General features: G+C 61.6%; 12 protein-coding genes and 1 pseudogene. 7 read left to right on the top strand and 6 right to left on the bottom strand.

Annotated elements, in window-relative coordinates; translation table 11 throughout:
- Positions 1–109: 109 nt before the first annotated feature.
- Positions 110–4,405, bottom strand: coding sequence for a putative Ig domain-containing protein (locus ABID19_RS10200; RefSeq protein WP_354490152.1), 4,296 nt, complete (start codon positions 4,403–4,405; stop codon positions 110–112).
- Between the two features lie 788 nt (positions 4,406–5,193).
- Entirely contained in the window at positions 5,194–6,900 is a 1,707-nt protein-coding gene (locus ABID19_RS10195) for a phospholipase D-like domain-containing protein (RefSeq protein WP_354490151.1), read from the bottom strand.
- A 345-nt stretch (positions 6,901–7,245) separates the two neighbouring features.
- Between ABID19_RS10195 and ABID19_RS10190 the strand changes: the two genes are divergently transcribed.
- Together ABID19_RS10190 and ABID19_RS10185 are read left to right on the top strand one after the other, a co-directional pair.
- Positions 7,246–8,172 (top strand): ABC transporter ATP-binding protein, encoded by a 927-nt coding sequence (locus ABID19_RS10190; RefSeq protein WP_354490150.1) that lies wholly within the window; start codon positions 7,246–7,248, stop codon positions 8,170–8,172.
- A complete protein-coding gene (locus ABID19_RS10185; RefSeq protein ID WP_352927598.1) occupies positions 8,169–8,930 on the top strand; it encodes an ABC transporter permease in 762 nt (253 codons plus the stop codon). The genes ABID19_RS10190 and ABID19_RS10185 overlap by 4 nt, the downstream gene beginning before the upstream one ends.
- Before the next feature lie 203 nt (positions 8,931–9,133).
- Here ABID19_RS10185 and ABID19_RS10180 read toward each other — a convergent pair whose 3' ends face one another.
- Complete coding sequence (locus ABID19_RS10180) at positions 9,134–10,171, bottom strand: phosphatidylglycerol lysyltransferase domain-containing protein (RefSeq protein ID WP_354490148.1); 1,038 nt, start codon at positions 10,169–10,171, stop codon at positions 9,134–9,136.
- 280 nt (positions 10,172–10,451) lie between these two features.
- A complete protein-coding gene (locus ABID19_RS10175; RefSeq protein WP_354490146.1) occupies positions 10,452–12,458 on the bottom strand; it encodes a PhoX family protein in 2,007 nt (668 codons plus the stop codon).
- 206 nt (positions 12,459–12,664) lie between these two features.
- Here ABID19_RS10175 and ABID19_RS10170 point away from each other — a divergent pair, with 206 nt between their 5' ends.
- From ABID19_RS10170 to ABID19_RS10155, 4 genes are all read left to right on the top strand, one after another.
- Complete coding sequence (locus ABID19_RS10170) at positions 12,665–13,003, top strand: hypothetical protein (protein WP_354490144.1); 339 nt, start codon at positions 12,665–12,667, stop codon at positions 13,001–13,003.
- Positions 13,004–13,015: 12 nt separating this feature from the next.
- Positions 13,016–13,714: a phosphatase PAP2 family protein gene (locus tag ABID19_RS10165; protein ID WP_354490142.1), complete on the top strand. Its 699-nt coding sequence runs from the start codon at positions 13,016–13,018 to the stop codon at positions 13,712–13,714.
- A 189-nt stretch (positions 13,715–13,903) separates the two neighbouring features.
- Positions 13,904–14,173: a helix-turn-helix domain-containing protein gene (locus ABID19_RS10160; protein ID WP_354490140.1), complete on the top strand. Its 270-nt coding sequence runs from the start codon at positions 13,904–13,906 to the stop codon at positions 14,171–14,173.
- 107 nt (positions 14,174–14,280) lie between these two features.
- Entirely contained in the window at positions 14,281–16,005 is a 1,725-nt protein-coding gene (locus ABID19_RS10155; protein ID WP_354490138.1) for a SulP family inorganic anion transporter, read from the top strand.
- Between the two features lie 33 nt (positions 16,006–16,038).
- Here ABID19_RS10155 and ABID19_RS10150 read toward each other — a convergent pair whose 3' ends face one another.
- A complete protein-coding gene (locus ABID19_RS10150) occupies positions 16,039–16,176 on the bottom strand; it encodes a hypothetical protein (RefSeq protein WP_354490136.1) in 138 nt (45 codons plus the stop codon).
- Between the two features lie 30 nt (positions 16,177–16,206).
- Between ABID19_RS10150 and ABID19_RS10145 the strand changes: the two genes are divergently transcribed.
- Complete coding sequence (locus ABID19_RS10145; RefSeq protein ID WP_128241694.1) at positions 16,207–17,583, top strand: adenylate/guanylate cyclase domain-containing protein; 1,377 nt, start codon at positions 16,207–16,209, stop codon at positions 17,581–17,583.
- A 60-nt stretch (positions 17,584–17,643) separates the two neighbouring features.
- Here the strand turns inward: ABID19_RS10145 and ABID19_RS10140 are convergent.
- A pseudogene (locus ABID19_RS10140) lies at positions 17,644–18,015 on the bottom strand (lipo-like protein); the annotation flags it as partial.
- Positions 18,016–18,018 lie beyond the last annotated feature (3 nt).

Below are 18,018 nucleotides of genomic sequence, written 5' to 3'. Positions count from 1 at the left end.
AGGACGGGACCATTTATTCCTGAGGCGTTATCGTCAAAGCCAGGGTAGGCACCTATACTCGGATCAGTGTACGGCCTAGCGCCTTGAGACCGGTTGGCCGATCTCAACACTAGAACCGGATGCCGACCTTGGCCGAGACGGTGTGATCCTGGCTGTCGCCATCGGTACCGACTACGGTGCTGTAATTCATGCCGAAATTCCAGCCATCGCCCATCTGCGCGTCAAAGCCGAGGCCAACCGACAGCAGATCCTGCGAGAAGGCTTCGACGTCGAACCCATAAGGCAAGGTGCCCAGATCGGCATAGCCCATGCTGGCGCGGCTCGACCCCTCGAAATCATGCGTGTATTCCAGCCGCAGGCGTGGCGTCAGCACGCCCCAGCCCATGGGCATCGCCTTTTCCAGCCGCAGGCCGAGCGTGCCAGACAGCGTGTCGATCTCCTGCTCGCCAAAGGTCAGATTGTCGAGGCCGGCACCGGTCTCGGTAAAACCATCGAGCCTGGAGCGCGAGCCTGATAACCGCCCGTAAGGCGAGATCAGAAGCCCGTCCCGGCGATATTCATAGCCGGCCGAGAACGAGGCGAAGATCTGGTCGCCGCTGCGTGTGCCCGATGCGAAGTCGCCCGTCCCCGTCACGTAACGCTCGCTGTCGAAATCCAGGCTGCTATAGCCGGCGAGCCCATCGAGGAAGAAGCCAGGCACCGGGCGGTAGCTGCCATACGCCGCAATGGAAATGGCTTTGGCATGGCTTTCGGTGCCGTTATCGCCGACATCGGTGACGTCGCGCCCGTAGCCGAAGCCGAGTCCGGCGGTCAGTTGAGGGCTGAACCGGTAATCGGCGCCGGCACTGACGCCGACCAGGGTGCTTTCCAGCTTGAGCGCGCCATCGTCATTCTTGCCGAAATTCACATAGCCGCCGCTCCAGAGGGCGAGTTCGCCAAATGGGCTGTCGGAGACGATCGGGTCGGCCGCGGCGCTGCCGCTGGTGCCTTGAATCGCCGTGCCGGTGGCCGGCGCCTGGCGCTGCTGGCCGGGCTTGTCCTGCGCATAGGCTGTGGCAGTGGTGGGCAGCGGCTGCGCGGCTGTTGCCGTACGGTTGCCGTTAGCGGTGTTGGTCGCCGCGTCGGGTACAACGCGCTGGATGGCATCCAGCGCAGGATCGCTCTGCACGATCTCCTCCGCATAGGCGTCCGGATCGTTCGGATCGCTTTGGACGCCGAGATTTACGCCGATGGAATTTGTGCGCCGTTCGCCCTCATTGTGAAGCTGTTCGAGGCGCTGGTTGAAGTGGCGGATCTGCGTGTTGGCGAACCGCTTGGTGCTTTCCGTCTGTGCCCGGATCAGGCCGATCACTTCCGGATCACGCGATGGATCGGCGCGGGCGGTGACATTGATGGTGACTGTCGCCGGCGCCGACGCGCCATCGGAGTTGGACAGCGTATAGGTCAGGCTGGTGGCGCCGGCAAAAGTGGCGGACGCCGCAAAACTGAGGATGTAGGTACCGCTTTCAGCGACGATCGTCGCCTCGCCGGCCTCGCCTGGCGCCGGCGTGACAATGGCGGCGCTGGTGAACGGGCCATTGACCGCACCTTGGGTGAGGTCGACCGTGCCGGTGGTGCCGGCCAGAACGGTCAGCGTGTGATCCTGTGCTTCCGGCTGCGTTCTCTCGATCACGAGCGTATAGGCCTGTTGGCCGATGAAGCCGAGATTGTCAGTCGCCGTCACGGTGAGATTGAACGAGCCGGATTCCGTTGGCGTGCCGGAGATCTGGTTGCCGCCAAGGCTCAGGCCCGCCGGCAAGGTGCCCGCAGTCAGGGCAAAGCTGTAGGGCGCTGTACCACCCTGAGCGCTTATCGTGACCGCACTATAGGCATCGAACACGTTGCCAGTCGGCAGGCTACCAGGTGCCAGTGTAATCTCCGGCGCCTCGATGGTCAGCGCGTAGGCGCGCTCGCCGGTAAAGCCATGGGCGTCGGTGGCCGTTACGGTGAAGGTGAAGTTGCCGGCGACCGTCGGCGTTCCCGTGAGATCGCCATTGGTCAGGGTTACACCAGCCGGCAAGGCGCCAGCCGTCAGTGTATAGCTATAAGGAGCGGTTCCGCCTGCTGCAGCAAAGGTAGCGGGCGCATAGACAACGCCCCCGGTTCCGATCGGAAGGCTGTCCGGTCCCAGGGTAATTTGTGGGGCGTCGATGGTCAAAGTGTATACATTTTCGCCGGGAAAGCCGTTGGTATCAGTGGCCGTCACGGTGAAGTTGAAAGTACCGGCAGCGGTCGGCGTTCCCGCCAACTGACCATTGGTCAAGCTCATCCCGGCCGGCAGGGCGCCGGCTGTTAGTGCAAACGTATAAGGCGCTGCACCGCCCTGACCCGAAAGCGCCACCGGTCCGTAGGTAGTGCCGGCTGTTCCATTTGCCAGATTGTCGGGCAATACGTCGATGCCCGGCGCGTTGACGATCAGCGCATAGGCGCGCGCACCGGTAAAGCCATTCGCGTCGGTGGCCGTCACTGTGAAATTGAACGTGCCGGCGACAGTCGGTGTCCCCGTCAGTTCGCCATTGGTCAAGGTCATCCCGGTCGGCAGCGCGCCGGCAGACACTGCATTGCTATAGGGTGCCGTTCCGCCCTGAGCCGACAGCGCCACCGGCCCATAGGCAGTGCCGGCCGTCCCATTGCCAAAGCTGACAGGTTCGATGCTGATCGCAGGGGCAACGACGGCCAAAGTGTAAGCCCGTGAACCGGTAAAGCCATTGGCGTCGGTGGCCGTCACGGTGAAGTTGAAGTTGCCGGCGACAGTCGGTGTCCCGGCCAGTGCGCCAGCGGTCAAGGTCATCCCGGCCGGTAGCGCGCCGGCGCTCAGCGCATAACTGTAAGGTTCTGTTCCGCCCGTTGCAGAGTATGCCACCGGCCCATAGGCGGTTCCGGCCACTCCACCGGGGACGTTCGCGGGTTCCACCGCGATCACCGGTGCGACAATCGCCAGCGAGTAGGCCCGGGTGCCGGAAAAGCCGTTGGCCGATGTTGCTTGCACGGTGAAACTGAAAGTGCCGGGCGTATTCGGCGTCCCTGACAAGATGCCTGCCGACGATAGTGTCAACCCCGCAGGAACCAAACCAGATGAGATGACGAAGCTGAAGGGGGCGGTTGCGCCATTTGGACTGGTGGCCGTGAGGGTCTGGCTATAGGCCACCGCCGACACGCCGCCGGGCAGCGTCGATGGCGAGATATCGACGGTCACGGCGGTGCAGGCGAGCACCAAATTGGTCACATCGGCGCCGGCAATGGCGCCGGATGTTGGTTGGAGCGTGCAGATTTCCTGCGCCGGGTTGGAGACTATCGAGGCGCTCCAGCTGGTGCCGTTGAGCAATCCGGTAGGGAAAGTGAAGCCGGCCGCGCCGGCTGCGACAGTAACGGTCTGAGGGCCGCTCGAGCTGTTCAGTTGAAGGGTGACCGGACCGCTAGCGCTACTGCCGGTGCCGCCGACGAAGAAGCGAGGCTCGGAAAAGCAGATCAGAGCTGAGCCATTACCGGCGACAACACCGTTGTTGATCGTCGCTGATTGCAGCCCCGTGACACCCGAGCTACCGCCCGCACCACCGCCGCCGCCGCCATTCCAGTTCTGCTGACAGCCGGTCGTGCCCACACCAGCACCACCGCCGCCACCGCCAGTGACTGCGCCACCGCCACCGCCGCCGCCAAATCCGGCGCCGGTAAAGGAGCCCGAGAAATTGAAGGCATCTCCGCCATCACCGTTGGCGCCGCCGGCTGTAGCGGGAAATGCGCCGCAACCCGCACCGCCCGCACCGCCAGTGCCGACGCTGCCGCCGCCGCCACCGAATGGCCCTGTGCCACCGGGTACAGTCGCGCCTGCAAGGCCAAGGCCACCACCGCCTACACCTCCGGCACCACCGGCAATCGCATTGGCTGTGCTCCAGCCGGCATTGCCGCCCCCACCGCCACCGCCTGCTATGGCGACACGGCTGCCGCTTCGTTGCAGATCCGTTGCGCCACCGCCAATGCCATCGACCCCTTCCCCAACACCGCCAGGATTGACAGCCTGCGAGCCCTGTCCGCCGACGCCGATGGTCAGCACATCGCCGGGCGTGACCTGAAGCGTGCCGCGAACGCGGCCGCCGAGGCCGCCGACGCCGCCGGGGCTGTTGGGGCTATTGCCAATAGTGCCGGCGCCACTCCTGCCGGAACCACCCTGGGCACCCGAGAGAAAAACCGTGGCCTGGGTTACGCCGTCTGGAACGGTTATGGTTTGCTGTCCGCCGGTAAAACCGAATGGATGTGCCGTCTCGCCGGGAGCACAACTTTGCGCCGATGCGCTGGCCGACCAGGCGCAGACCATCGCGATCGCGCCCAGTATCCGCGCAACCGTTCGCACATGTCTCTTCGATTTCATGACGCCCCCGCCAAGTCTGTGACTTTCGATCTATAAGGATGATCTACCGGCGCAGTGCAATCAGAATTTCCATGAAGTTGTCGTGAGATATCGGATGCGGCGACTGAGGCTCAATATTAAGCAAATCCGATGCATTTTTGCTACACCAGTAATGCTGTAGCCTAAACAGGTGATGCTGGCTTGCCAGCCCTAAGCCTCACGGTTGAAGGAACCGTTGATACCTTGGATCGTGCGCGCCCTCTCGCCTGTAGTTTCGCTGGAAAAGCTTAACTGTAGTTATTCTTGCTCGGAATGTGCCGCGCGTGCAATGGCGGCGCAATTATGCTCTCATTAAATGAGATTCATACCAACATCCTGCTCACATTGGGTGAGACTGCGCTCAGATTATTTCTACAGCTCTCGCAAAATCATCGGTTTGCGCTCCGATTAGTGAGACGCTTATGGCCGCCTCATTTGGGTAGACGTCAGCGGAGCAGCGTGGCGAGACGGTTTTTGCGTCTCATAAGGATGGCTTGCGACAGTCCGAGACGCTATCGCGTGGCATCATCTAGATGCCCGTCCTGTCATCGATCAATCGACTGTGATGTGACGGCACGCTTCTCCGGTGATTCCGTGAAGTTGATAAGGCCATTCCTGACTTTGGACTAGGCGTGTTTAGATTCAGGTCAGGCAGAGCCGAGAATGGTGGGTCCCGAGAACCGGAACGGAGCGGATATTTGGGTCCGTGAGTACCGGACGCGCAGGAAACCGCCGTTCGCAGGCCGGCATCACCTGAATATTGACGTGCCCTAGATGATCTGTGGGTCCGTCATCACGGTGAACATTCCGACCCGCTTGGACCGCAAACTTCCGGGCTTGTATTTGCTGAGCCATTCATCCGTTTCGGACAGGAAAAGGCTCGCCTTCCCGTCCGCGGCGGCATTGCCGGCCGCTGCGGCTCTGCCTCGTATCGCCTGGTGAACAGATCGGAAATAATAGTGGAAGAAGAGACGGTTGAATTCGGTGAAGTAAATGTCGGCAGCCCTTCCGCTGCCGCGGATCACGAGCATGTTCTCGTCGTTGCCCGTGATCGAAGCGTCGGAAAAGTTTGCCGACCCGGTGATGACGATCGGGTCCGCACCGAGAGGGTCCTTCAACAGAAACTTCGAATGAATGTAGGCGACATGCTGGTTGAGCTTCAGGATGCCGGCATTGACCTCGCGGGTCCAGCGATAGAGATTGTCCCGCAAATACGATCCCCAAGCCTGGTAGACGTTGTGCTTTGCGGATAACCGGACGAAAGCATCGGGCTTTTCCGGATCCGGCTTGTCTTCCTTCTCCAGCATGAGGAAGGAGATGTGGCTGTCTCGCGTATTGTCTGCTAGTGCGGATTTGAACAGCGCGTTGACGCCGAAGGCGAGCGTGATGCAAGCGAGCGATTCCGCCGCGTCAAGCGTCTCGACATACATCTCAAGAACTGAAACGCCCTTTCGCGGGCTGAAGATCGGTGTCACTCCGGCTGGAATCTCCGACAGCTTCCCAGGCGTCGGCAGCAACGCCATCACCGCCTCGCGGTAAGCCGCTTTTTTGGCTGTCGCTTCGGCCCGTGGGTCGCCCTTCAACGAGCCAGGATCGGTTGCCAGCAGTTTCCAATATTTGCTGAACGCCGAGGCAGTGTCCTTGTTGCGAAGCCAGTGCCCGACATTGGTTTGCCCATGAACCCCGCCATCCGACAGATTGGTGGAGCCCGTCCAGACCTCTTCTGCGACCGCGGGGTCGCCGCGCAGAAGCACCAGAAACTTGTTGTGCTGGATGTCGCTTGGATTGGCGGCGCGCCAGCAGGCGACGCTTTCTGCCGGCAATCCGGCGGCGGCCACCGTGCGCTTGCTGTCCTCCAGCGGAAAGCTTTCGACAAGCTTTCCCGTCTTCTTGTCGATATGGGCGTTGTCCTTGCCGTCAAGGATCAGCTTGACGATAACCCCGCGTTCGACGGCGGCCGTCAGTCTTTTGACGACGGGCAGATAGCGGAATTCATAAAAACACCCAAGCAGCGTATCGCCCGCTTGCACGCCGTCTATGAAGCGGATCAAGGCCTCGTCTAGATCGCGGCTCAGCCAGTCGAGCGCCGCCTGGCGCTTGACCGGGTCGGTGATCTTGTCCGGCGCCTTGTTGTCGAACTGGCGCGCATAGGCCTGACTGCTTGCGACGCCACGATTGAAGAAGATGTCATGCTCGCCCTTGGTAAACAGCGGCTCGGTGCGGATGCCAATCTCCACCGGCGCTGCGCTGCGGTCGATATTCCTCGGTTTTCCCTTCAGCGGATGAAAGAAATAGCGATATTCGCGACCTGGTTTGGCGGTGAAGTCATCCCAGACGAAGCTCTGGATCGGCTGGTCATATGTACTGACGATCATATCCTGGCCGGGAAAGGGAATTACGGACGGAAACACCTTGAAACCGTACATGAAATAGCGCTCGTCTTCCTTCGGGTCGAAGCGCTCAACCGCAAAACCCAACAGGCCCGCCGTATCGGCCTGTCGGTAGTCGACAGCAAAAGAGACAGTGTTTGTGCCCGAGACAGCATATATTACATAGCCGTCTACAGAATTTGACCTGAAATGCACGAGAACCCCCTCTTGTTCATCGTTTTTACGGAACACAGCGAAGTAGCTACTACTATAGCATGGAATATGCTTTTATGGCGAAACTAGGCGTGCGATCGCGCGATTGCGGCAGGGGAAGATGCGGCTTCGCATGCCAATGTCCAGAACTGTCAGGAGTGCCATTGACTTCCGGCTGCGCGCACCGACATTCAGCGGATTAAAATCAACAAACCTCCTTTCAAGCAGCCGTTTTCAGCCATGCCATCCATCATTTCCATTTCCGGGGTCACCAAGACCTACGCCACCGGTTTCAAGGCGCTGAAGGAAATCAACCTCGATATCGAGCGCGGCGAGATTTTTGCGCTGCTCGGGCCGAACGGCGCCGGCAAGACGACGCTGATCTCGATCGTCTGCGGTATCGTCAACCGCTCGTCGGGCACGGTCACAGTGGACGGCCACGATATCGGCCGGGATTATCGGGCAGCGCGCAGCCTGATCGGGCTGGTGCCGCAGGAACTGACCATCGATGCGTTCGAAAGCGTTTGGGCGACCGTCAGCTACAGCCGCGGCCTGTTCGGCAAGCCGGCCAACCCCGCCTTCGTCGAGAAGGTGCTGCGCGACCTGTCGTTGTGGGACAAGAAGGACGCCAAGGCGATCACCCTGTCCGGCGGCATGAAGCGGCGGCTAATGATCGCCAAGGCGCTATCGCACGAACCGAGGGTGCTATTTCTCGACGAGCCGACAGCCGGCGTCGACGTCGAGCTGCGCCAGGACATGTGGGCGATGGTGCGCCGGCTGCGCGAGGATGGCGTCACCATCATCCTGACCACGCACTATATCGAGGAGGCCGAGGCGATGGCCGACCGCGTCGGCGTCATCAACCGCGGCGAGATCGTGCTGGTCGAAGACAAGGCCGAACTGATGCGCACGCTTGGCCGCAAACGGCTGTTGCTGGAGCTGCGCAGCCCGCTTGCCATCATACCCGAAACGTTTTCGCGCTATGCGCTGGAGCTTTCGCCGAACGGTGACCAACTGACTTATACCTACGACAACCAGAGCGAACGGCCGGGCGTGGCCTCGTTACTCCGCGACCTTGAGACTGCCGGCATCCAGTTCCGCGATATCGACACGCAAAACAGCTCGCTCGAGGAGATCTTCGTCAATCTGGTGAGGAAGGACGCATGAACCTGCGAGCAGTCTGGGCGATCTACAAGATGGAGATGGCGCGTGCCTTTCGGACCGTGCTGCAGAGCATCGTCTCGCCGGTCATCTCGACGTCGCTCTATTTCGTCGTCTTCGGCTCGGCCATCGGCTCGCGCATCACCGAGATCGACGGCATCAGCTACGGCGCTTTCATCGTGCCGGGGCTGATCATGCTGTCGCTGCTGACGCAGTCGATCTCCAACGCGTCCTTCGCCATCTACTTCCCGAAATTCGTCGGTTCGATCTACGAATTGCTGTCGGCGCCGGTATCCTATCTGGAGATCATCATCGCCTATGTCGGGGGTGCGGCGACCAAGTCGATCATACTCGGCCTGATCATTCTGGCGACCGCGGCGCTGTTCGTGCCGCTGACCATCGAGCATCCGTTCTGGATGCTCGCTTTCCTGGTGCTGACGGCGGTGACGTTCAGCCTGTTCGGGTTCATTATCGGCATCTGGGCGAAGAGCTTCGAGCAGCTGCAGCTGGTGCCGCTGCTGATCATCACGCCGCTAACCTTCCTTGGCGGCAGCTTCTATTCGATCGATATGCTGCCCGGCATCTGGCGCACGGTGACGCTGTTCAATCCTGTCCTCTATCTGGTCAGCGGCTTTCGCTGGAGTTTCTACGGCAAGTCCGACGTCTCGATCGGCATCAGCCTCGGCATGACCGTCGTTTTCCTGCTTATCTGCATAGCGGTCGTCGCGTGGATATTCAGGACCGGCTACCGGCTGCGGAACTGACGGTCCCAACTTCGTCACCCCAGGGTCTCCGCGACGGAGCTTCGTTCCGCCCCAGGATGACGAAGGGAGAAGGCTTCGATCAAGCCCGCTGTGTCGAGGACCTAGAGCGGTTCAGCTTTTGATAGAATCGCTGACCCGCTCTAAGTGTTTGTTTTTACGCAATTCCGAACGGAAAACCGCTACGCACTTTTCCTGGAATTGCTCTAGAGTGCCTTGATCAGGCGGAGCAATCCCAGCATCTCGATGAAGGTACCCTTGCGGAAGGCGATGTAGGTCGGCTCCTCGATGCCGTGGAAGCGGCGTTTGAAAGCTGCCTGCCCCTGCAGGTTGAACTTGCTCCGGTTGATCCATGGCGAACCATAGGCGCGCTGGAAGGTGGTGCGCCAGAAGTCGCTTTCGGCAAATCCGCTGGGTCCGATGTCGACGAGCGGCGACAGGCCGAGCGTGACGACGGAGACGCCTTGCTCGCGGAAGCGGTCGACTGCGAATTTGGTCAGACCGATCTCGGCATGCGGCGTGGCGTCGACATGCTTGCGCTTGAACGAGGTGGTGTAGCCGATCACCTCGCCGCCGCTGAACAGGGGATCGAAATCGAGCAAGGCCACGAGCTCGCCATCGGGGCCATGCAAGACGAAGCGGCGCATGTCGACGCCGAGATGATCGCTGAAAGGGCGGTTGAGGAAGGCCATCTCCCATCGTTTGACGATGCGGTCCGCCCGCCAGTTCTGCGATAGCCGCTGGATCTCGTCGAGAAAGATGGTCCGCTTGTCCTCCGCAAAGGAGAACCCCTTCTTCAACAGCCAACGCTCGGAATAGCGCACGGTTTCGTTGCGCTTTCCGGAAAAATCATGGGCTGGCAGAACCAGCCGCGTATCCACGCCGAGACGGTTGACCTGGTATCCGAGCCCGGCCAGCACACGCGCCGTCTGTTCGCCGATCTGCACGAACCACGGGTTATCGGCGGCCTCAACGAAACGCTTGATATAGTCGGGCCGATCGGGCGGATGGACCACCGGGTCGCCGAGCGCGAAATGGTGTTTCATTTTGGTGCCGAAGGCGATGTAGCCGTCAGCGTCACCGAAATAGGAAAGGTTGCGCTGGACGGCGGTCGAATAGGCGAGCGAAAAATTGCCGTGCTGGCGGACCAGCGCCAGGCGCTGAACATGCGTCAGCTCCCGCCGCTCTACCTTCGGCGCTGCGCCCTCGAGCAGGCGGTCGAAATGAATGCGCAAGGAGGGCATTGTCGAGATTCCGCGTCCCGCGCTTCACTACTGGGAGTACCCGCCAGCTCGCGGGCTTCGAATCAATCTCATTGGGCGGTCTGATTGTCGATCATATCGCGCATGTGCCCTATAGAGCGCAACTGGGGTGGTGAACACCATGAAATGGTAGCAGCGAGAATTGAACGAAAGCCCAGCAATTGGGCTAAACTGGCAATTGGGCATAAAAATGAGGGGCTTCGGCCGAACCGAAACCCCTCCTTCACGATTTATCAGCGTGGACCTTGGAGCGAGCCGATCCCTAGACCGCGATCTTGCCGCCGCCCTGTTTGGTGATGGCGACGACCGACGGCCGCACCGGCATATCGGGCTTGAAGTCGGGCCAGCGGGTCGACAGGTCCTCGTAGTAAGAGGGACGGCCAAAAGGCTCCCAGTCTTCGCCGCCATCGGCCGGATGCTGGACTGCAACGAAGGCGGTCTGGTCGTCAGGCGTGAATAGCGGGCCGCACATTTCTGCGCCGATCGGCACGCGGAAGAACAGCTTTGACGTCGCCCGCGCCTCGCCTTCGGTGTCGACCGCCCACAGGCCGTCGGTGCGACCGGTCGCCTTCGGACCCTGGCCGTCGGTCGAGACCCAGAGCCGGCCGGCCGCATCGATGGCGCAATTATCCGGCATGCCGAACCAGCCATTGGCGGTCGTTGCGGTCGAGAAGGTGGCACCGACTTCGGCCACCGAGGGATCGCCGCATTTCAACAGCACTTCCCACTTGCCCTTGGCAGCAGTGAAATCGCCACCGTCCTCGACGATCTCGATGATATGGCCGAAGGCGTTTTCGGCGCGCGGGTTGGCGGCGTCGACCTGCTCGGCCTTGCGCTTCGAATTGTTGGTCAGCATGACGTAGACCTTGCCGGTCGTCGGGTTGGGCTGGATGTCCTCAGGGCGATCCATCTTGGTGGCGCCGAGAAGATCGGCGGCAAGCCTTGTCCCGATCAGCACGTCGGCCTGGCTGGCAAAACCGTTTTCGGCGGTCAACGGGCCCTGACCGTGAACCAGCGGCAGCCACTCAAGCGTGCCGTCCTCGGCGAATTTGGCAACGTAGAGCGTGCCGTCGTCGAGAAGATCCATGTTGGCGGCACGGTCCTCGGCGTTGAATTTGCCTGTGGTGACGAATTTGTAGACATAATCGAAGCGCTCGTCGTCGCCGAGGTAGAAGACGACGCGGCCATCCTTGGCGACGATCGATTCGGCACCCTCATGCTTGAAGCGGCCCATGGCTGTGCGCTTCTTCGGCACCGAATTCGGATCGTTGACGTCGACCTCGACGATCCAGCCAAAGCGGTTCGGCTCATTCGGCTCCTTGCCAAGGTCGAAACGGTCGTAATGCGCCGCCCACTCATAGGCGCCTTCGGGAATGCCCAGGCGCTTGTAGTTGGCTGCCTCCGGATGATCGGCCGGCAGTTCGCCGGAGAAATAACCGTGGATGTTTTCCTCGGCCATGACATAGGTGCCCCAGGGCGTGACGCCGCCGGCGCAATTGTTGACGGTGCCGATGACCTTGGTGCCGGTCGGGTCGGCATTGGTCTTGACGCGGTCATGGCCGGCGACGGGACCTGACAGTGCGATCTCGGTGTTGGAGGTGATGCGGCGATTGAGCTTGCCGTCGCGCACCACTTGCCATTTGCCTGATACCTTGCGGATCTCGACGACGGTGCCGCCATGCGCGGCCATCTCGACATCGACCTGTTCCTTGCTCAGCGGCGCCTGCTTGGCCTCACCCTCGACGATGGTGACGAGACCCGGAAACATCAGATGCGGGTTGGTGTATTCATGGTTGACCACCAGCAGGCCATGCTCGGCCGAGCCGTCGAGCGGGATGTAGCCGACATAGTCGTTGTTGTAGCCGAACTGTCTTTCCTGGGCCTGCGCCGACTGCTTTGTCGGATCGAATTCCGGCGAATCGGCAAACAGCGGATCGCCCCAGCGCAACAGCACGTCGGCGTCATAGCCCGGCGCGACATGATGCTTGTCGTCGACGCCTGCCTCGATCTCGTCGAAAGTGAAGGCCGAGCCGGTGGCGGCGCGGGCATCGTCGGCAAGCATCAGCGCCAGCGGACTGACGGTGACGGCAATGGCGGTCGCCGCGAGCGATCCCTGCAGGAACCCACGGCGCGAGAAACGCGCGGCGATGATTTCGCCCATCGTCCGGTTGTCGGTGGGATTGGTTCCTGGCCCATCGTTTTCCTCGAGCAGGCTGGTGCGGAACTGGGCGTCGGGGGCGCGATGTTCAGACGAGCGATGTTCAGTCATGGGGGGCTTGCCTCTGGCTTCTTTGGGATGGCTGGAGCGTCTTGCTTGACTGACCGCTATCGCCAGCAGATCACAGTTTGATGACGTTGCCGGCCAATTTCCAGTCCCGATTCCGTGTCTATGGTCGGCCCCGCTTGACCGCGACCGACGCTTCGGAAACAAGATCTGCCGCAGGCACGGAAGCACCGCTTTGAGAGGGACAAAAAGTGAGTTTTTGGGGACTGGGGCAGCTCGGCATTTCGACGGTGATCTTCCTTCTGGCGGCGACGGCGGCCAAGCAATGGGGACTGGCGCCGAGCCTCGGCAAGATCATTCTGACCTTGGCGCTCTATTCACTGGGCAATCTGATCATGCTGAGGCTGATCCGTGAATTCGGCATGTCGGTGTCGTTCAGCCTGTCGGCGGTGATCCAGCTTGTGTCCGTGAACGTGGTGGCACTGGTCTTCTTCGGCGAGCGCGTCAATGCGTTGCAGGCGGCCGGGATCGTGCTCGCTGTCGCAGCGGTGGCGCTGATCACGCTCGGACCCTATCTGCAAAAATTGTAATTGCGAGGGCCGATGAAGAACACCACAACCAAGTTGCTCGGCTGGATCGAATTCCCGGTGCTGCTGGCCGGACTGGTCATCGCCGGCGGACTATGGGGGTTCGAGGAACTGATGGAGGTGGCGCGGGACGCCACGCCGCACGCCTTCGACACGGAAATCCTGCTTGCCTTCCGTGAAGCGGGCCAGCCCGACGATCCGATCGGACCGCCATGGCTGGAAGGGGCGATGCGCGACATCACCAGCCTCGGCAGCGCCAGCGTGCTCGTGCTGATCACCGCTGCGGTGATCGTCTATCTGCTGCTGATCCACAGGCCGGGGCCGGCATTTCTCGTTTTCGTAGCGGTGGCGGGCGGGCAGGCCTTGTCGAGTACGCTGAAGCTCGGAATCGATAGGCCTCGCCCCGAGTTGGTCTCGCATCTCGCCGACGTGGCGACGCTTTCGTTTCCGAGTGGCCATGCGATGCTGTCGGCGGTAACATATTTGACGCTGGGCAGCATGGCGTCGCGCTTCCTGCCCGGGCGAACGACGAAGATCTACGTGCTGTCGCTGGCAGTGCTGACGACGGTGCTGGTCGGCATCAGCCGCGTCTACCTCGGCGTTCATTGGCCGTCCGACGTGCTGGCCGGCTGGTGCGCCGGCTTCGCCTGGGCGATGCTGTGCTGGCTGGCCGCATGGGCGCTACAGCGATGGCGCGGGCAGATCGACGCCTGAACGCCGCCGCGGCTAGTACTCCTCGAAATTTGTGACGGCGAGGGCCTGCTGTCCCAGTTGGCGCGCAGGCTCTGCAGGACACAACCAATCTTGGTGCGTGCATGTCTGACATATACATCATGATGCTTGAAACATGATAATGATGGTATTATGCATGGGAATGCAGACTCAGACGGGGTTTTTTAGCCGATGATCACTGCCGCGCAGATGCGCGCCGCAAGGGCGCTGGCCGGCATCGATCAGAAGACGCTTGCCGAGCGCGCCGGGGTTTCGCTTCCAACCATCCAGCGCATGGAAGCGAGCGACGGCGTGGTCAGGGGCGTGGTCGACACGCTGATGAAGGTCATCCAGGCCCTCGATGAGGCCGGCGTGGAACTGATCGGCGAGAATCAGGCCAGCGAGCGCGGCGGCAGGGGCGTGCGCCTCAAGCCGGTCGTGCCGAAGAGCCCGCCGGGCTGAGTCGCTAAAAGTCGCGACGGCGACCGCCGACAGTCCTGCCGACGATCTCGCCGCCTTGGTTTTTATGCATGTCGTTGCCGACCTGCATCAGGAGCGAAAGGCAGTCCATGGATCGGCGGGCAATTCATCAACCGGCCCAAAGACCGGCAAAGCCGACATTTTCTGAACTGTTCACCCCGAAGCTGGTGACAGTGCTGCGCGAGGGCTACACAGCAGAGCACTTCAAGGCCGATGCCATTGCCGGGCTGACCGTGGCCATCGTGGCGCTGCCGCTGTCGATGGCGATCGCGGTCGCCTCCGGCGTGACGCCGGAGCGCGGGCTCTACACGTCCATTATCGGCGGCTTCCTCGTCTCGGCGCTCGGCGGCAGCCGCTTCCAGATCGGCGGGCCGGCCGGCGCCTTCATCGTGCTGGTAGCGGCAACGGTGGCGCGGGTCGGTGTCGACGGGTTGCTGCTGGCGACGATGATGGCCGGCATCTTCCTGCTCGCCATCGGCTATCTCAGGCTTGGCACCTACATCAAGTTCATTCCCTATCCGGTGACCGTTGGCTTCACCGCCGGCATCGCCATCACCATCGTCTCCGGCCAGATCGTCGAGCTGTTCGGGCTGAAGCTCGCCGGCAAGGAACCCGGACCGCTGGTGCCGAAGCTGATGGCGCTCAGTGAGGCGGCCGGCACGATCAATCTCGCCGCCACCTCCGTGGCCGTACTGACCATCGTCGCTATTGTCCTGATGAAGCGATGGCGGCCGAAATGGCCTGCCATGCTGATTGCCATCGGCCTTGCGTCGCTCGTCGTGGCGCTGTTTTCCCTGCCTGCCGAAACCATCGGCACGCGCTTCGGCGGCATCCCGCGCAGCCTGCAAATGCCGGCCTTTCCGCCGATCAGCTTCGACAAGGTAATCGACGTCCTGCCGGACGCCATAGCCTTTGCGCTGCTTGGCGCGATCGAATCGCTGCTGTCGGCGGTTGTCGCCGATGGCATGACAGGAAGGCGACACCGCTCCAATTGCGAACTCGTGGCGCAGGGCTTTGCCAACATCGCGTCGGCCCTGTTCGGCGGCATCTGCACCACCGGCACCATCGCCCGAACGGCGACCAACGTGCGGGCCGGCGCGCATGGACCGGTTTCGGGCATGATCCACTCGGTCCTCCTGCTTGCCCTGATGCTGGTGGCGGCGCCGCTGGCCAGCTACATCCCGCTTGCAGCCCTCGCCGGCGTGCTGGCGGTGGTGTGCTGGAACATGTTCGAGAAGCAGGCCTTCGCCACGTTGCTGCGTGCCTCGCGCGGCGACGCGCTGGTGCTGATGGCGACCTTCCTGATCGTCGTCTTCCGCGACCTCACCGAAGGCATCGTCGTCGGTTTCGCCCTGGGCTCGATCCTGTTCATCGACCGCATGGCCAAGAGCATTGCGGTTGAGCCGGATCAGAGATTGGTGCAGGACGATGTCGCCGACCAAACCGGTGCCGCGAACGCATATGATTCCAGTGAAGCCAGCGATACCGACACCGTCGTCTACCGTATTTCGGGCGCCTTCTTCTTCGGCGCTGCCTCGACCGTCGCCACGGTGCTGGACCGCATCGCCGACCAGCGCAAGAACTTCATCCTCGATTGCTCGGCCGTGCCGTTCTTCGATTCGACTGCAGCCAACGTCATCGAGGGCGCAGCCCATAAAGCGAGGCGGGCCGGCGTGCGCTTCATCATCTCAGGCGCTTCGCCTCAGGCACGTCGCATGCTGATCAACCACGGGGTCAAGCGCCCGCTGGTGACCTACGCCGCTTCGATCAGGGATGCGCGGGCGCAGTTGGAAGGGAAGCGGAAGATGGACTAGCGATCAGGATTTTACCGGTCAGTGGGTCATTTGTCAGGTGCAAGGATGTCCGCCCGTTGCTTCAGTTTCCACCATGATCTTTTGTCCGGACATTTTTGCTCTTTGCAGCCGCGCTTCAAAAATGGAACCACATTCATGGTAGAGTTCGCGCACTGATTTGCCAGTATGCATGACACATCCCCGTGAAATCGAAGTGATCCTATGCCGACGGCGCCAACACTTGAACTTCGCCGCTATTCGCGCCTGAAAAATTTGCGGGAGCGCGCAGAACGCCAGGGTGCTGCATTGCAGTTCTGGGCGCGTACGGCATCGCTCGCCGTGATCTCCTGCTTCTTTTCATCGATCAGCCGCTGGGATGCCTCGCTGCTCTTCGTGCTGGCGGGCCTCGTGCTGTTCCAGCTCGTCGGCCTGATCCAGTTTCTCTTTGCGCGCCGTCGCAACGCGCCATGGTGGATCGGTTACCTCGTGGGTACGCTGGACATCATTCTGTTGACCGTTCTGCTGGTAACGCCCAACCCGTTTTCCCTGGAGGTCGCGCCGGCCGCGATGCAACTGCGCGAGGGCAGCTTCAAATTCCTGCTGATTTTCGTATGCCTTGGCGCGCTGACCCTTTCGACACGATTGGCGCTCTATCTCGGCGCGCTCGCGGCCTTGACGTGGGCGATCGGGGTGGGGTGGGTGATTTTTCATGCGGGAACCGTCATTCCGGCGACGAACCTCTATTCGCTGCCGATGACAGAGCGACTGAACCTCTATCTCAATCCCAATTTCGTCGATACATTCGCGCAGGCGACCAACGTGTTGGTTGTGCTTATTATCGGCGCGATCATGGCGCTGGTCGTGTCTCGTTCCCGACATCTGTCGGAAGACTATGTCAAGGCAGAGCGCGCCCGCGCCAATCTTGCCCGGCATTTTTCGCCCAATGTCGTCGACCAGCTCGCCACGGATGACGAGCCCTTCGGCCCGGTCCGCCGGCAGGATATCGCGGTGCTGTTCGCCGACATCGTCGGCTTCACACACTATTCCGAGGATCATCCGGCCGAAGCAGTGTTCGAACTTCTGCGTCAGTTCCACCGTCGCATGGAGCAGGTCGTTTTCGACCACCATGGCACAGTCGATAACTATATTGGCGATTGCATCATGGCGACATTCGGGGTTCCGCAAGCCAGCCATGACGACGCGACTCGGGCCATCCAATGCGCTGAAGCGATGATCGCCGCTCTCAAAGACTGGAATGTGCAGCGGGTGTCCAGGGGATACCCGCCGCTGGACGTTCGGATCGGTGCACAATATGGCGCAGTCGTCATCGGCGCGGTCGGCAGCGAGCGCAATCTGTCCTTCGCGGTGGTGGGCGACACCGTCAACGTCGCCAGCCGTTTGCAAGCGCTCTGCCGTGAGCTTCAGGCGAATATTTGCTTTGGGTCACGACTGATTGAGGCCGCGCAGGCGGAATCGCCCACGACACAGTTGAATGCGCGCGATCATGGACCGGTGAGCATCCGCGGCCGGGACGAACCGGTCCATGTTTGGGTCGAACACAGAGCCGAAAACCAGGGCGCTGTTGCGGTCTCGGCGTGATATAGGCCGCCATGTGAAACGCCGCACTTCGGCCGGATAGCGGCCGCGCCATAGGGGTATGTCCTGACCCAGGCCGCTCGCCCGGCAGATGCGCGTGTTGTAGGTCCGATAGCGCGACAGCGGCACGGCGATGCAGCCATCGCCAAGTGTGACCTCGATCAGGCGGCGACGCTCCGATCCGTCCTCCGGTTCGGGCAAGGCATCGCCGACATAGAAGGCCGCATGCGACCAGGTCGACTGGGTCAGGTATTTGATCGCTGCCGAGATCTTCTGATTGCCCTCGATGAGCAGGATGTCGCCGGGCTCGAGCGTTCGGCGCAGCGTTTCGGCATCGGACGGCGTGTAAGGCTCGTAGCCCGACGATTCCTCCTGCAACCGGCCGGCAAGCCAGCGGCCAAGTCGGTCCAGAAGCGTGTCCCCGGTCTCGATCATGCC

This window comes from Mesorhizobium robiniae (assembly GCF_040545535.1).
Lineage (GTDB): Bacteria > Pseudomonadota > Alphaproteobacteria > Rhizobiales > Rhizobiaceae > Mesorhizobium > Mesorhizobium robiniae.
The sequence above is the reverse complement of the archived record's forward strand: the minus strand, read 5'-3'. Positions and strand labels throughout refer to the sequence as shown.